The organism is Burkholderia contaminans (assembly GCF_029633825.1).
In the GTDB taxonomy this organism is placed as follows: domain Bacteria; phylum Pseudomonadota; class Gammaproteobacteria; order Burkholderiales; family Burkholderiaceae; genus Burkholderia; species Burkholderia contaminans.
Window position 1 is genome coordinate 3,068,686 of the sequence record NZ_CP090640.1, and the last position, 15,319, is coordinate 3,084,004.

Here is a 15,319-nt window from a genome sequence, read left to right on the forward strand (position 1 = left end):
GTGGATTCCTGTAGGGCGCGTGGTACGCATATCGATGGCGCGGGCGTTCAGCCGGCACGCATCATCTGGTTGAAGATGTTCTTGCGATGCATTTCCTCGGTGCCGCCGACGCTCATGAAACCCAGTGCGTCCGACGCGAATGCGGCCACCGGCCCGGCCTGGTAGCCGAGGCTGCCGTACAGCCGCACGAGGCCGAGCGCGCCGTCGACGAGATCCTGCGCGCCGACCAGCTTCGCGATCGAGCAGGTCATCAGCGCTTGCGGGTGATCCGTCAACAACTGCGCGAGCGCGCCGCGCGCGAGCCAGGTGCCGCGCTCGATGCCGATCTGCAGGTCGACGAGGCGGCGCTGCACGTACTGGTGCGCGTCGATCGTGCTGTCGAAGCTGCGCCGGTCGCGGCAATAGTTGATCGCGTCGCGCAGATACGGCGCCGTCACCTGCGCGGCGACGAGGCCGTAATACAGGCGGCCGAGCGAGATGATGTCGATCAGGTTGCCCAGCCCCGCGCCCGGTTCGCCCAGCAACTGGTCGCGTGCAATCGGACAGTCGTCGAAGTGCAGCGCGCCGGTGGGCAGGTCGTCGAGGCCGAGCTTGCGGTCGGGTTCGGCGACAGTCATGCCGGGCTGGTCGCGATCGACGATCACGAGCGCGGTGTTGCGTCGGCCAAGCGTTTCGATGCGCGTGACGACGAGGATGAAGCGCGCGAGCGGCGCGTGCGCGATGTTGAATTTGCTGCCGGTCAGCCGGTAGCCGTCGCCGTGCTCGGCGAGCTTCGTCGCGATGCTGCGCACGTCGGTGCCGGTGCCCGGTTCGGCGATCGCCGTCGCGCTCAGTTCGCCGCGCAGGATCGCGCCGAAATAGCGGTCCTGCTGGGTCGCCGTGCCGTAGCGTTCGAGCGCGCGCACCATGCCGGCCTGTGCGATCACCGACAGCAGCAGCGCCGGGCGGCGGATCGACGACGCGAGCCCTTCGAGCGCCGCGGAAAAGTGCCACCAGCCGTGACCGTCGCCGCCATACGTTTCCGGCACGATCATGTCCCACAGTCCTTCCTGGCCAAGCCGGGTCCAGCCGTTTTCATCGAATCCGGCCGGCGCGCGAACGTCGCGCTCCGCGGCGGCGATCTCCATGCCGATGTCGCGAAAGCGCGCGAGCGTCGCATGCTGTTCCTGCGTCCAGTCAAATGGCATCTGTCGTGTCTCCGGTCGAAGCGGCGCGGCCTTCGACGGCGCGCCAGCGATGCCGACAAGGTTAAGGGGGCAGGGACGGGGGAGGTACTGGCAGTAGTGGTAGTTGCAGGGAGAATGAGCGGTTGGCGGGAACGACGGGCGAGCAGGCGAGCGGTTGCATCCTCGATGGCTTCGTCGTCGATGTGCCGCCCGATGTCGGCATGCGGTGCACGTCAGCCACCTGACCGGACGCCGCCTATAATCGCTATCAGCTTTTCCGGGAAATCGCGGTTACCAAGGTGGGGGGTGTCCAAATGGGACAGTGCCGTCGCGTCTGTTCGCGCTTCGTCCTCGCAAGCTCGATCGCTGGTCTGACAATACTGGCGTGCCCGGGACACGCGCACGCCGAGGAAGGTCCTTCGAGTAAGCCGAGCGAACTCAAACCATCGGGAAGAACGCTCAACGCGTATGCGGTGTATGGCGACGGACGCGCGACCGAGGGTGGCGACATGCATTGGCGTGCGTACGAAGTCGGCTTCGGTGACGTCCTGAACGATTACCTGTCGGTCTACCTCGCGTACATGAACGAGGGGCATCCGCTGGATCACCACCGTGACGGTTTTGCCGCCCTGGGTTCGTTTCGTTGGCCGGTCGGCAATCGTCTGGCGCTCGAATTTTCGGCGGGCCCGTATTTCAGCATGGACACGACACATGTCGACGACCAGCCGCGCAATGACAAGCGCTGGGGCGTGCGTGCGTCGGCAGCGGTGCGGTATTACGTCGTTCCCAACCGCTTCTTCCTCAAGCTGCAGTACAACCACGTTCAAATGATCGGCGGATTCAATTCGGACGCGGTGCTGTTCGGTATCGGCTCGGATTTCGGCGGCGATCCCGGCCCGGCGTTTTCGGACGGCAAGACGCAGGTCGGCGTGTGGGCCGGAACATCGCAGACGAACCGTCCTCAAGTGCCGATCGAGAAAGGATACATGGTCGAAGTCAAGCGGCCGCTCGGCAATGCGTGGGCCTATTCGGCGAGCTTCGTCTATGAAGGCAACAATGGCGTTGCCGGCCGACGAGGCGTGGCCGCGCAATTCTGGTACGTCGCGCCGATCAGGAGCAAATGGACGCTTTCGGCAGGCGTCGGTCCGTATCTGTCGCGGGATCGGAACGATGCCTCGGGCAGCACGCGACTCAATGCGTTGCTCAGCGCGCAAGTGGCCTATCAGATCACGAACGATTGGGCGGCGAGCTTGCGCTTCAATCGTGTCGCAACCCGCAACGACAAGGACCAGGACATGTTCATGGTCGGCGTGGCGCGCAATTTCTAGTGAATGACCTTGAAGCGGTCCAGTTCGCGCATGCTCATAGTGATCCGTTCCGTTGCAGCCTCCGGCAGTTCAAACCACCGCCAGCATGCGCCGAATCCCTCGAGCTACGACATTTCAACTTTGCTCTTACAACCAAAACTGTCGATAATGTTGATTATGTCAAATACGATATTCCAGCGCCAAACCTGGCGGCAAGCAGCCCCCAACCGACCGCTGCCGCACTTTCGAGCGCCTTCGAAACGCTCATGAAACCGGATTCATCCACTCCGTCAGTCCTTCGCGCGCGTTCAATTCAATGAATGTCGGCATCGCGCGAAGCGCGTGGATATAGCGCGTCAGATTCGGCCAAGTCGTCGCCGGGCGCGGCATGTTGCGTGTCCAGCGCATGAGCATCAGCGCCAGGAAGTCGACCGTGCTCAACCGGTCGTTGATCAAATACGAACGGCCATCGGACAGCAGATCGTCGAGATGCGCCATCGACGCCTCGACTTGCCCCTGCGAAAAAGCCTTCACCATGTCAGCGCACCGCGGATCGCCATCCGTCTCCGCATAGAACCAGTTTCGCATCGCCGGCAAGACGGCATTGGCGAGATAGATCATCATCTCGAACCACTCGGCACGTTCAGGCGAGCCCGGATGCGGAGCCAGGCGCGGCTCCGGATGACGTTCGGCGAGCAGCATCAGCAACGCGGCAGATTCGGTCCGCGGTTTGCCATCGACGACCAGCGTCGGCACTCGGCCCGCGGGATTCAACCGCAGGTACTCCGGCGAATGCTGCGCCCCGGTGTCGATATCGACGAGGCGCGTGTCGAACGGCACGCCGAGTTCGATCAACATCCAGTGCACGGCCATGCTTGCCGCGCCGGGCGAGTAATACAGAACATAGGACATGGTCTGAATTCGTCTCTTTGAATTGAAATATGTGTAAGCCGTTTGCACGGCAACCGCATTTATAAGCGACCTCACTCCCCCACCGTCTCCGCCTGCCGATCATCCCGCTTCGCCACCGCCACCGGCCGGCCCCGTCGCCCAGCCGACGCCACGACCCGAAACGCCACCGGCGCGAACACGAGCCCGAACACCGTCGCCGCCAGCACACCGCCGAACGCGCCCGTGCCGATCGACCGCCGGCTTTCCGCACCCGCGCCCGTCGCCAGCACCAGCGGCACGACACCCAGCAGGAAAGCCATCGACGTCATCACGATCGGCCGGAATCGCGCAGCGGCCGCATCGACCACCGCCTGCCGCAACGGCACGCCGTGCGCGGTCAGGTCACGCGCGTACTGCACGATCAGGATCGCGTTCTTCGCGGCCAGCCCGACCACGGTAATCATCCCGACCTTGAAGTACACGTCGTTCGGCATGCCGCGCGCGAGCGCCGCCGCGATCGCGCCGATCATGCCGAGCGGCACGATCGTCAGCACGGACAGCGGAATCGTCCAGCTTTCGTACAGCGCGGCCAGCGCCATGAAAACCGCGAGCACCGACAGCCCGACGAGCAGCGGCGTCTGCCGCGCGGCGACCTGCTCCTCGCGCGCCGCATCGACCCAGTCGAAGCCGATCCCGGCCGGCAGCGCAGCGGCAAGCCGCTCCATCTCCACCATCGCCGCGCCCGAACTCGTGCCGGTCGCCGCGCGGCCGCTGATGTCGAGCGACGGATAGCCGTTGTACCGGTTCAACATCACCGGCCCGATCGTCCAGTGCGGCGCGGCGATGGCCGACAGCGGCACCATGTCGCCGGTGCGGTTCGGCACGGTCAGCGCCATCAGTTGCATATCGGTCGCGCGTGCGACCGGATCGGCCTCGATGATCACCCGCCGCATCCGGCCCGATGCCGGAAAGTCGTTGATGTAGTTCGAGCCGAACGTGCCGCCCAGCAGCCCCGCGATCCGCTCGAACGGCACGCCGAGCGCATACGCCTTCGCGCGATCGACATCGAGCTCGATACGCGGCGCGTCCGGCAGGTCTTCGAAATGCACGGCCGAGAGCAACGGGCTCGCCTTCGCGCGCTCGGCAAGCTGCTCGCGGGCCGCCTTCAACGCATCGAGCCCGACCCCGCCGCGATCCTCGAGCCGGAACGTGAAGCCGTCCGAATGCCCGATGCCGCGCACCGAAGGCGGCAGCGCCGCCTCGACGTCGCCGTCGAGGATCGCACCGAACCGCCCGTTGAGCCGGTCGCGCAACGCCATCGCATCGACGTCGCGTTTCGCCCAGTCCTTCAGTTCCACGAACGCCATGCCGACGTTCTGCCCACTGCCGACGAAACTCCAGCCGATCACGCTCGTCACGTTCGCAATCGCCGGCTCCCCGCGCATGATGGCCTCCACCCGTTCGACGACCGCGAGCGTGCGCGCCTGCGTGGCGCCGGCCGGCAACTGGATCATCACCTGCAATTGCCCCTGGTCCTCGGTGGGCAGGAAGCCGCCCGGCATCATCCAGTACAGCAGCCCGCACCCGATCACGAGCGCCGCATAGACAGCCACGACCAGGCCGGTGCGGCGCACCGCAAACACGGCAACGCGACGATAACCGGTTTCGGCACGCGCGAAGGCCGCACCGAACCGGTCGGCCAGACGCGCGCCGATGCCGCGTCGCCGCGCACGGCCGGCGCCGCCGTCGTGCCGCGCGACCGACTTCAGCAGGTTCGCGCACAGCGCGGGCGTGAGCGACAGCGCCATGAACGACGACACCAGCATCGACGCGATCATCGCGACCGCGAACTGCCGGTAGATGCCGCCGACGCTGCCCGGGAAAAACGCCATCGGCACGAACACGGCGGTCAGCACCGCGGTCACGCCGACGATCGCCCCGCCGATCCGCTTCATGGCCCGGCGCGTGGCGTCGCGCGGCGACACGCCCTCCTCCATCACGCGGTGCACGCTCTCGACGACGACGATCGCATCGTCGACCAGGATGCCGATCGCCAGCACGAGGCCGAACATCGTGAACACGTTGATCGACAGCCCGAATGCCCACATCGCGACGAACGCGCCCATCAGCGTGACCGGAATCACGACGGTCGGCACCAGCGTGTAGCGCAGGTCGCGCAGGAACAGCCACATCACGCAGAACACCAGCACGACAGCCTCGACGAGCGTCAGCACGACTTCGTGGATCGCGATCTTGACGAAATGCGCACCGTCGAACGGAATCTCGACGGCAACGCCCGGCGGCAGCGTCCGCGACAGCTCGGCGAGCCGCGCGCGGATCGCCGTCGACGTTTCGAGCGCGTTGCCGCGCGGGCCGAGCTGGATGCCGACCGTCGCGGCCGGCCGGCCGTTCAGCCGCGAATAGAACGAATAGTCGTCGCGGCCGATCTCGACGCGCGCGACATCGGCCACGCGCACCACCGAGCCGTCCTGTTTCGACTTCAGCACGATCCGGCCGAATTCCTCGGGCGACGTCAGCTGCCCCTTGACCACGACCGTCGCGGTGAGCTGCTGGCCGCGCACGAACGGCGCATCGCCGATCGCGCCGGCCGTGACCGTCGCGTTCTGCGCGCTGATCGCCGTGATCACGTCGTCGGCGCCGAGATCGTATTCGCGCAACCTGACCGGATCGAGCCAGACCCGCAGCGCCTCGTCGGCATCCCACAGCTCGGCCGCGCCCACCCCCGGCGCGCGCTTCAGCTCGCGCAGCACGTAACGGTTCAGGTAATCGCCGAGCTGCGCGGAATCGCGCGTGCCGTCAGTCGACGTCAGCGTGACGAGCATCAGGAACGTGTTCGCCGCCTTGAACACGCCGATCCCCTGCTGGACGACCTGCTGCGGCAGCCGCGGCTCGACCTGCTTCAACCGGTTGTTGACGTCGACGAGCGCGATGTCCGGATCGGTGCTCGGCGCGAACGTCACGTCGATCTCGAGGTTGCCGTGGCCGTCGCTGCTCGTCTCGTAGTACAGCAGCCCGTCGGCGCCGTCGAGGCTTTCCTCGATGATGCTGCCGACGTCGGCATCGACCGTCTCGGTCGACGCGCCCGGATAGGACGCGGTGATCACGACCCGCGGCGGCGCCAGGCGCGGATACTGCGCGATCGGCAACTGCGGAATGGCCAGCACGCCCGCGACGACGATCGCGAGCGCGACGATCCACGCGAAGACGGGACGGTCGATGAAGAATGACGGCATCGGCAAGTCTCGGCGAACGCGCTACAGCGTGAGCTCGAACGAACGCGCGAGCAGCCCCGGCAGTTGCGCGCCTCCGGTGGCGCGCTCGCCGTACGTGTCGTCGCTCGCGAGCAGCGCTGGCGCCGCGCCGAGCTGCTCGAGCGCCGACCCGAACAGCCGGTAGAAGCTGTCGTCGAACCGCATCGCGTCGACCGGCGCGACGATGCGCCCGCCTTCGACCCAGAACGTCGCGAACCGCGTCATCCCCGTCATCCGGCATGCGATCGGGTCGGAGAAGTTCAGGTACCAGAGGTTGCCGACGTAGAGCCCCGTGTCGAGCGCGGCCAGCACGTCGGCATCGGCGAGCGTGCCGCCGGCGATCGTCAGCGACTGCGGCGATTCGCCGTTGTCCGCGCCGTTCGGCGTGCGCCCTTGCTCGCGTGCAGTGCGTGCGCAGACGAGCTGCCCGGCGCCCCGCCCTTCGACGACGAGCGGCACGCTGTCGCGCCGGTAGCCGTCCGCGTTGAACGCCGGTGCGATGCCCAGCGTGAAATCCTCGGTGATCGACACGCGCGGATCGAGCGCGACCTCGCCGGCGTACAGGCGATGCAGCGGGCTGCGGGCGCTCGCCACCGCGCGCGCCGAAAAGCCGCTCCAGCCGAGCAGGCTCGTCATCTCGTGAATGGCGTCCGGCGCGAAATACGTGCGGTAGCGCCCGGGCGCAAGCGCCTTCGGCGCGCGGCCGAGCACGGGCAGCCGCGCGGCGGCCGCATCCACCTTCGCCGCGAATGCCGCATCGCGCCAGTCGTCGCCCGCATGGACGGTCTTGATCGCGCGGCCGCTCGGGTCGTACAGCGACCAGCTGAAGTTGAAATTCTCGACCTCGTACCAGCCGCGGCTGCCGGTCGACGACGCGAAGCCGCGCGCCAGCGTGCCGCCCGCATAAAAGCCGACGAAGTCGAGCCCGCGCGCGCATTCGGCCACGATACGCGCGAGCCCGTCCGCATTCGGCAGGCGCCCGGTGCGGCGCGTTTCCTGCACCCACGACGAGGTATCGAACAGCAGGTGCGGATCGTCCTGCGCATCGCGCAGGCCGTCGCGCAGCACGGCGAGCGCGTCGGCCAGCTCGCGCAGGTCGGCCGCCGGATCGCCGCAGACAGTCAGTGCCGAGTGCGCCTGCCGCGCGCCGTCGATGAGCCGCACGGACAGCCGCCCCTGCGTGACACGCCCGGTCTGGCGAATCCTGCCGCCATTGAAACGGATGAAGTCGGACGTTTCGCCGGAGAAGCCGAGCAGCACGGTTTCGGCCGGCGCGGCCAGCCGTTGCGCGTCGTCGGCGAGCCGGGCGAAATACGCGTGCCAGTCGATTCCGGCGTGGCGTGCCATCGGATCGAATCCCGTCATCACGCGCCTCCGAATACGTCGACGCCGGCGAACACGCAGGCCGGCGCGGCATGGCCGACACGGATGATCTGCGCGGGCTCGCCCTTCCCGCAGTACGGCGTGCCGTAGATGCCGAACGTGCTCGCATCGCCGACCGCGCGCAGGCTGCGCCAGAACTGGGCCGAGATGCCGCGGTAGTTCGGGCGCTTGACGACCTGCGTGAGCCGGCCGTTCTCGATCAGTTGCCCGAATTCGCAGCCGAACTGGAATTTGTTGCGGTGGTCGTCGATCGACCAGGACGTGTTGGTGCGCATCAGGATCCCGTGCTCGGTGCCCGCGATCAGCGCCTCGAGCGACTGGTCGCCGGGCTCGACGTTCAGGTTCGCCATCCGGTCGATCGGCGCGCGGTTCCAGCTCGACGCGCGCGAGTTGGCCACGCCCGGCAAGCCCGCGCGCTGTTGCGACAGCGCCCCGCCGAGCAGCCGTTCGAGCACGCCGTTGCGGATCAGGTACTGCTTGCGCGCGGGCGTGCCGTCGTCGTCGAACGCGTAGGACGCGGCTTCGGCCGTCGGCTCGGGATCGAACGTGACGTTCAGCAGCGGCGAGCCATATTGATAGTGGCCGACCATCTCCGGCCTGACGAAGCTCGATCCGGCGAAGTTGCGCTCGTCGCCGAGAATCCGGTCGAGTTCGAGCGGATGACCGATCGACTCGTGGATCTGCAGCATCATCTGGTCCGGCATCAGCAGCAGGTCGCGCCGGCCGGTCGGGCAGTTCGGCGCGGCGAGCAACTGCAGCGCTTCATCGGCAACGCGAACGCCGGCGCCGTCGAAGCCGTAGCGCGCCAGCACGTCGATACCGCCCTGCGCCAGCGTGCCCGACTGACCGAGCGAGCGCGTCTGCGTGTCGCCATCGCCATGCGCGACGGCCTGCAGCTCGGGCATCAGGAAGCGGAAGCGCTGGTCGATCCGCACGCCGTCGCTCGTCACGTAACACTGCTCGGTGTGCACGATCATCACGCTCGCCGAACGCTCGACGATGCGCGCGCCGAGGTTCGCCGCTGCGCATTCGTGCGCGAGACGCTCGATCCATTCCGCGCGCGACGGCAGCGCCGCATCGACATCGGGCGACGCATAGGTGCCGCTCGCCTGCGGACGCGCGGCCTGGCGATGATCGACCAGCGCCCAAGGCGCGCTGGCCCGGGCCCGCGCCGTTGCGATGTCGAGCGCCGCCTGCAGCCCGGCCGGCGACAGGTCGGGCGTCGCCGCATAACCCGCGCCCGAGCCGGCCCAGGCCGTCAGCATCGCACCGCGCTCGCGCGTGCGCGAAAACGGCTGCGCGATGTCGTTGCGCACCGCGTGTTCGTCGATCGTCTCGTCGACGACGCGCAGCGACCAGAAATCGGCGTCGCTGCGCAGCGCCTGCGCCGCCTGCACGGCTCGGGCGCCCGGCGCCCGGTTCTCGTCAATCATCGGTTCTCTCTTGCCTCTCCTGCGGGCCGTGCACCGGCGCCGGCATGGACGACGCGAGCAGCGCCCGCGTATACGGATGGGATGGCGCGTGCAGCACGTCGAGCGTCTCGCCCTCCTCGACCACGCGCCCTGCCTTCATCACGATGACCCGGTGGGCCATCGCGCGCATCACCGCCAGATCGTGCGTGATGAACAGGTAGCTGAGTTTGTACTTCTTTTGGAGATTCGTCAGCAGATTCAGCACCTGCTTCTGGATCGACACGTCGAGCGCGCTCGTCGGCTCGTCGAGCACCAGCAGTTCCGGCTCCACCGCCAGCGCCCGCGCGATCGCGATCCGCTGCCGCTGCCCGCCGGAGAACTCGTGCGGATAGCGCAGCATCGCCTCGGGCGGCAGGCCCACCTCCTGCAGCAGCGCGGCGATCCGCGCCCGCCGCGCGTCGCCGGCCACCTGCGGCCGGTGCACGCCCAGCCCTTCGCCAACGATCTGCTCGACCGTCATGCGCGGCGACAGCGAGCCGAACGGATCCTGGAACACCACCTGCATGCGCCCGTACAGCGTGCGCCGGCCCTGCGTCGTGCGCAGCGACGCCAGCGGCATCCCGTCGATCTCGATCCCGCCCGATGCCGGCCGCTGCAGGCCGAGCACGGCCGACGCGAGCGTCGATTTTCCCGAGCCCGACTCGCCGACGATCCCGAGCGTTTCGCCGCGCTTCAGGCTCAGCTGCACGTCGTGCACGGCGCGGAACGTCGTCTTGCCGAGCACCGAGCGCCAGCCCTTTGCCGCGATGCGGTAGTCGACGGCAAGGTGCTGCACGTCGAGGATCGTCTGCGCGTCGTCAGCAACCGGCTCGACCGCCCGTTGCGGCGCGCTGTCGAGCAGCCGGCGCGTATACGGATGCTGCGGCGCCGCGAACAACGCGGCAGTCGTGTTGGTCTCCACCAGCACGCCCTTCTCCATCACGGCCACGCGCTGCGCGAAGCGCTGCACGAGGTTCAGGTCGTGCGTGATCAGCAGTACGGCCATCCCGCGCGCGGCGGCCTCCTGCTCCTGCAGCTCGATCAGCAGGTCGACGATCTGCTGGCGCACCGTCACGTCGAGCGCGGTCGTCGGCTCGTCTGCCAGCAGCAAGCGCGGCCGGCACGCCAGCGCCATCGCGATCATCGCGCGTTGCCGCTGCCCGCCCGACAGCTGATGCGGGAAGCTGTCGATGCGCCGCTCCGGCTCCGGAATCCCGGTGCGCCGCAGCAGCGCGATCCCGCGTTCGCGCGCATCGCCCGGGCGCAGCCCCTCGTGCAGCCGCAGGCTCTCGGCGATCTGCTTGCCGATCGTATACAGCGGATTGAGCGCGGTCATCGGCTCCTGGAACACCATCGCGATGTCGGCGCCGCGAATCCCGCGCATCTGCTGCTCCGTTTTCGCGAGCAGATCCTCGCCGTCGAACAGCATCCGCCCCGACAGCGTCGCCTGCTGCGCGAGCCGCAGGATCGACAGTGCCGTCACGCTCTTGCCCGACCCCGATTCGCCGACGAGCGCCACGCGCTCGCCGCGGCCGATCGACAGGCTGAGGTCCTGTACGGCCGCGTTCGCGCCGAAATGCGCGGAAAACCCGTCGATCTGCAGCAACGGAATCGTCATCACCGCCCTCCGCCGAATGCCGAACCGCGCGTGCGCGTGTCGAGCGCGTTGCGCAGCGCATCGCCCATGAAGGTGAGCAGCAGCAGCGTCACCACCAGCGCCGCGAACGCCGAGATCGAGATCCACCACGCATCCAGGTTGTTCTTGCCTTCCTGCAGCAGCTCGCCGAGGCTCGGGGTCGGCGGCGGCACGCCGAGGCCGAGGAAATCGAGGCTCGTCAGCGACAGGATCGCCGCGCTCATCCGGAACGGCAGGAACGTAATCACCGGCGTGAGGCTGTTCGGCAGCACGTGGCGCCACATGATCTGCGCGTTGGTCAGCCCCATCGTGCGCGCCGCTTTCACGTAGTCGAGCGCGCGGTTGCGCAGGAATTCGGCGCGCACGTAGTCGGACAGCACGAGCCAGCCGAACATCGACAGCAGGATGAACAGCAGCCACAGCGACGGCGTGAAGATCGACGCGAAAATGATCAGCAGGTACAGGTCCGGCAGCGCGCTCCAAATCTCGATCAGGCGCTGCCCGACCAGATCGGTGCGGCCGCCGTAGAAGCCTTGCAACGCGCCCGTCAGCACGCCGACCAGCACGCCCGATACCGTCAGCGCGAACGCCATCAGCACCGACAGCCGGAACCCGTACAGCAGCCGCGCGAACACGTCGCGCCCGAACTGGTCGGTGCCGAGCCAGTTGCTCGACGACGGCGGCGCCGGATACGGCCGCGACGCGAAATAGTCGATCGTGTCGTAGCGATACCGGTTCGGCGGATAGACCGCGAAGTTGCCGTGCGACTCGATCTTCGTGCGGATATACGGGTCGAGATAATTCGTCATCGCGGGAAAGTCGCCGCCGAACGCCGTCTCCGGATAGTCCTTCACGATCGGGAAGTAATAGTGCCCGTCGTAGCGCACGATCAGCGGCCGGTCGTTCGACAGCAGGTTCGCACCGAGGCTGAGCGCGAACAGCACCGCGAAGATCACGAGGCTCCAGTAGCCGAGCGGCTGCGCGCGAAAGCGCAGCCACGTGCGCCGCCACGGCGACGGCGACGCCGCGCACGCGACGCACGCCGGGTCAGTGGTCCAGGCGGTTGAACTGGATACGGGGGTCGACGAGGACATAGCAGATATCCGCGATGAGTTTGGTCAGCAGGCCGATCAGCGTGAACAGGAACAGCGAGCCGAGCACGACCGGATAGTCGCGGCGGATCACCGAGTCGTACGACAGTTGCCCCATGCCGTCGAGCGAGAACAGCGTCTCGATCAGCAGGTTGCCGTTCAGGAACGCGCCGACGAATGCGGCCGGCAGCCCGGTGAGCAACGGGATCGCCGCATTGCGCAGCACGTGTTTCCACAGCACGTCGTGCTCCGGTGCGCCCTTCGCGCGCGCGGTCAGCACGTACTGGCGGCCGATTTCCTCGAGGAACGTGTTCTTGGTCAGGATCGTGACGATCGCAAAGTTGCCGATGACCGACGCCGTCACCGGCATCACGATGTGCCACAGATAGTCGAGCGCCTTGCCGATCAGCGTCAGGTCGTCGAAGTTGTCGGACGTGAGCCCGCGCATCGGGAACACCTGCCAGAATGTGCCGCCGCCGAACAGCATCAGCAGCAGCACGCCGAGCACGAAGCCCGGCACCGCGTAGCCGGTCAGCACCAGCACGCTCGTCACGGTGTCGAACCGCGACCCGTTGCGCACCGCCTTCGCGATGCCGAGCGGCACCGACACCATGTACGTGAGGATCACCGTCCACATCCCGAGCGTGATCGACACCGGCAGCTTCGAGCGGATGACCGCCCACACGCTGCGGTGCGCGAAATAGGACTGGCCGAGATCGAACGTCGCATAGCTTTTCAGCATCAGCACGTAGCGTTCGAGCGGCGGCTTGTCGAAGCCGAACTGCTTGCGGATCTGCTCGATCTGCTGCGGGTCGACGCCCTGGCTGCCGTGGTAGCCGCCTGCGCCGCCCGCCTCCCCGCCGCGCGCGCTGCCGTGGCGCAACTGCGCGAGCACCTGTTCGACCGGGCCACCCGGCACGAACTGCGTGACCGCGAACGTGATCGTCACCACGCCGATCAGCGTCGGGATCATCAGCAGCAATCGCCTGAGTATGTATGCCAGCATCGTCGTTCCTCCGTCAGGCGGCCGGCGCGGGTTTCGCCGCCGGTTGCTTCACGTACCAGTAGTCGATGATCCAGTCCTCGTATTGATAGGAGTCCGGCACGATTGTGGGGTGGCCGAGCGTCGCCTTGTACGCGATCCGCGCATTCGGCAGGTAGTACTGCGGGATCAGCGCGTACAGGTTGATCAGCACGCGGTCGAGCGCGTGCGTGGCCGTCTCGAGATCATCGAGCGTGTCGGCTGCGAGCGCCGCACGGATCAGCGCATCGACCGCCTTCGACTTCACGCCCGGATAGTTCTCGGAGCCCGGCTGCGACGCGGCCGCACTGCCGAAGCGGCGCGTGAGCTCCGCGCCCGGAATCGTCACGGGCAGGTAAATGTACGTCGTCATGTCGTACTCGAAATTGTCGAGGCGCTTCAGGTAGAGCGCGCTGTCGATCTCGTGCAGGTAGGCCTGGATGCCGAGCATCGCGAGAGCCTGCGTGTACGGCAGGATCAGGCGGTCCATGCCGGGCTGGTCGTCGATGATCTCGATCGTCATCGGCGTGCCGTTCGCGTCGCGCAGCGCGCCGTCGCGGTAATGCCAGCCGGCCTGCGCGAGCAGGTCGCGCGCCTCCTTCAGGTTCGCGCGCAGCGAGTTCGGCGGCAGCGTCGACGGCTGCCGGACCATCGGGCCGAACACCTCGGGCGGCAGCGTCGAACGGAACGGTTCGAGCAGCGCAAGTTCCTTCTCGCTCGGCATGCCCGATGCCGCGAACGGGCTCGCCTCCCAGAAGCTGTTGGTGCGGCGATACTGCCCGTAGAACATCATCCGGCTCATCCAGTCGAAGTCGAACGCCAGCGCGAGCGCATGCCGCACCCGCACGTCCTGGAACATCGGCTTGCGCATGTTCATCAGGAAGCCCTGCATCTGCGCGGGGCCGTCGGGAAACTCGCCGCGCTTCAGCATGCCGTTGCGGAAATTCTTGCCGACGTACTTGCGCGCCCACTGCGTCGCGCTGTATTCCATGCGCGCGTCGATGTCGCCGGCCTTGAACGCTTCGAGCGCCGTGTATTGATCCAGGTACAGCTTGAACGACACATGCGCGAAGCGGAACATGCCGCGTCGCGACGGCAGGTTCGCTGCCCAGTAGTGCGGGTTGCGCACGTAGCTGATCTGCTTGTCGTTCCTGCGCTGGTCGATCAGGTACGCGCCGCTCGCGATCGGCGGCACGTTCGCGATCTGGTCGAACGGCGGTCGCGTGCCGTCCGCGCGCTGCCCCCATTTCGGCGAGAACACCGGCAGGTCGCCCGCGATCAGCGCGGCGTCGCGCTCCGCGTGCTTGAATTCGAAGCGCACCGTGTGGCCGTCGACCACCACCGCGCGCTTGATGATCGCGAACTGCGCGTTGTACAGCGGCGACGCCTGCGGGCTCGTCAGCGTGTCGAACGAATATTTGACGTCGGCCGCGGTGATCGGGTCGCCGTTCGAGAAGCGTGCGGCCGGGTTGATGCGGAACGTCGCCGACAGCCCGTCGGGCGCGATGTCGACGTCGTCGGCGATCAGTGCGTATTCGGATGCGAGCTCGTCCCAGCTGCGCTGCATCAGCGTGTCGAACATCAGGTTCTTGATGTCCGGTGCGGGCGAGCCGCGCACGAGGAACGGGTTCAGCGAATCGTAGCTCTGCGCTTCATCGTAGTTTTCGAACTGGAGCGTGCCGCTGTCGGGTGCGTCCGCATTCGCGTAGTCGAAATGCGTGAAGCCCGGCGGATACTTCGGGTGGTCGTATTGCGAAATCGCCGGCACCGCGAGCGCGGCCTGCGGCATGACGCCGCCCGACACGAGCCACACGGCGCACGCGAGCAGCGCGGCGCGCGTGGCGGTGCGCATCCGCCCGTGCGTGCGCGTCAGGTGCGAGTGGCGCGGCACACGTGCCCGTCGCCCATTCAACAGTCTCATGGTCAGTCTGTCCGGAAGCGTGCGGGTGTGAAGCCTGCGCGCAATCGATGCCCGTGCCGGACGCCGCGTACGGCCGCGTCCCGCGGATGGTTCGTGCTGTCACGATCGGATGAACTGCACCGCCGCGCGCCCCGGTTGCGGGCCGTCGTGGCGCCAGGTGAAAAAAGGCCGCCCCGAAAA

Annotated in this window: 10 protein-coding genes; 1 reads left to right on the forward strand and 9 read right to left on the reverse strand. The window is 67.4% G+C overall.

Annotated features, from left to right (window positions below; translation table 11 throughout):
- Positions 1-47 precede the first annotated feature (47 nt).
- Entirely contained in the window at positions 48-1,187 is a 1,140-nt protein-coding gene (locus LXE91_RS14295; RefSeq protein ID WP_039364053.1) for an acyl-CoA dehydrogenase family protein, read from the reverse strand.
- 293 nt (positions 1,188-1,480) lie between these two features.
- On the opposite strand from LXE91_RS14295, the gene LXE91_RS14300 reads away from it, so the two are divergent.
- Positions 1,481-2,494 carry a hypothetical protein gene (locus LXE91_RS14300; protein WP_039364052.1) on the forward strand — a complete coding sequence of 338 codons (1,014 nt, stop codon included), beginning with the start codon at positions 1,481-1,483 and terminating at the stop codon, positions 2,492-2,494.
- A 243-nt stretch (positions 2,495-2,737) separates the two neighbouring features.
- Here the strand turns inward: LXE91_RS14300 and LXE91_RS14305 are convergent, their stop codons facing one another.
- The 8 genes from LXE91_RS14305 to LXE91_RS14340 form a co-directional block, all read right to left on the reverse strand.
- Positions 2,738-3,385: a glutathione S-transferase family protein gene (locus tag LXE91_RS14305; protein WP_039364042.1), complete on the reverse strand. Its 648-nt coding sequence runs from the start codon at positions 3,383-3,385 to the stop codon at positions 2,738-2,740.
- 71 nt (positions 3,386-3,456) lie between these two features.
- On the reverse strand, positions 3,457-6,618 hold the full coding sequence (locus LXE91_RS14310) for a multidrug efflux RND transporter permease subunit (RefSeq protein ID WP_039364038.1): 3,162 nt from the start codon (positions 6,616-6,618) through the stop codon (positions 3,457-3,459).
- 21 nt (positions 6,619-6,639) lie between these two features.
- Positions 6,640-8,001, reverse strand: coding sequence for a TldD/PmbA family protein (locus tag LXE91_RS14315; RefSeq protein WP_039364035.1), 1,362 nt, complete (start codon positions 7,999-8,001; stop codon positions 6,640-6,642).
- Entirely contained in the window at positions 8,001-9,452 is a 1,452-nt protein-coding gene (locus LXE91_RS14320; RefSeq protein ID WP_039364033.1) for a TldD/PmbA family protein, read from the reverse strand. Before LXE91_RS14320 ends, LXE91_RS14315 begins: the two co-directional genes overlap by 1 nt.
- Positions 9,445-11,088 (reverse strand): ABC transporter ATP-binding protein, encoded by a 1,644-nt coding sequence (locus tag LXE91_RS14325; protein ID WP_039364030.1) that lies wholly within the window; start codon positions 11,086-11,088, stop codon positions 9,445-9,447. Before LXE91_RS14325 ends, LXE91_RS14320 begins: the two co-directional genes overlap by 8 nt.
- The gene (locus tag LXE91_RS14330; RefSeq protein WP_039364028.1) at positions 11,088-12,200 is read right to left on the reverse strand and encodes an ABC transporter permease; all 1,113 of its coding nucleotides are present in this window, start codon (positions 12,198-12,200) and stop codon (positions 11,088-11,090) included. Before LXE91_RS14330 ends, LXE91_RS14325 begins: the two co-directional genes overlap by 1 nt.
- Entirely contained in the window at positions 12,154-13,203 is a 1,050-nt protein-coding gene (locus LXE91_RS14335) for a microcin C ABC transporter permease YejB (protein ID WP_039364025.1), read from the reverse strand. The genes LXE91_RS14330 and LXE91_RS14335 overlap by 47 nt, the downstream gene beginning before the upstream one ends.
- A gap of 13 nt (positions 13,204-13,216) precedes the next feature.
- On the reverse strand, positions 13,217-15,139 hold the full coding sequence (locus tag LXE91_RS14340; protein ID WP_076841593.1) for an extracellular solute-binding protein: 1,923 nt from the start codon (positions 15,137-15,139) through the stop codon (positions 13,217-13,219).
- Between the last annotated feature and the right edge of the window lie 180 nt (positions 15,140-15,319).

Bases quoted from the DNA above. Each gene is read 5' to 3' on its own strand.
- LXE91_RS14295 (WP_039364053.1), bottom strand. From the start codon at position 1,187: ATGCCATTTGACTGGACGCAGGAACAGCATGCGACGCTCGCGCGCTTT.
- LXE91_RS14300 (WP_039364052.1), top strand. From the start codon at position 1,481: ATGGGACAGTGCCGTCGCGTCTGTTCGCGCTTCGTCCTCGCAAGCTCG.
- LXE91_RS14305 (WP_039364042.1), bottom strand. From the start codon at position 3,385: ATGTCCTATGTTCTGTATTACTCGCCCGGCGCGGCAAGCATGGCCGTG.
- LXE91_RS14310 (WP_039364038.1), bottom strand. From the start codon at position 6,618: ATGCCGTCATTCTTCATCGACCGTCCCGTCTTCGCGTGGATCGTCGCG.
- LXE91_RS14315 (WP_039364035.1), bottom strand. From the start codon at position 8,001: ATGACGGGATTCGATCCGATGGCACGCCACGCCGGAATCGACTGGCAC.
- LXE91_RS14320 (WP_039364033.1), bottom strand. From the start codon at position 9,452: ATGATTGACGAGAACCGGGCGCCGGGCGCCCGAGCCGTGCAGGCGGCG.
- LXE91_RS14325 (WP_039364030.1), bottom strand. From the start codon at position 11,088: ATGACGATTCCGTTGCTGCAGATCGACGGGTTTTCCGCGCATTTCGGC.
- LXE91_RS14330 (WP_039364028.1), bottom strand. From the start codon at position 12,200: ATGTCCTCGTCGACCCCCGTATCCAGTTCAACCGCCTGGACCACTGAC.
- LXE91_RS14335 (WP_039364025.1), bottom strand. From the start codon at position 13,203: ATGCTGGCATACATACTCAGGCGATTGCTGCTGATGATCCCGACGCTG.
- LXE91_RS14340 (WP_076841593.1), bottom strand. From the start codon at position 15,139: ATGAGACTGTTGAATGGGCGACGGGCACGTGTGCCGCGCCACTCGCAC.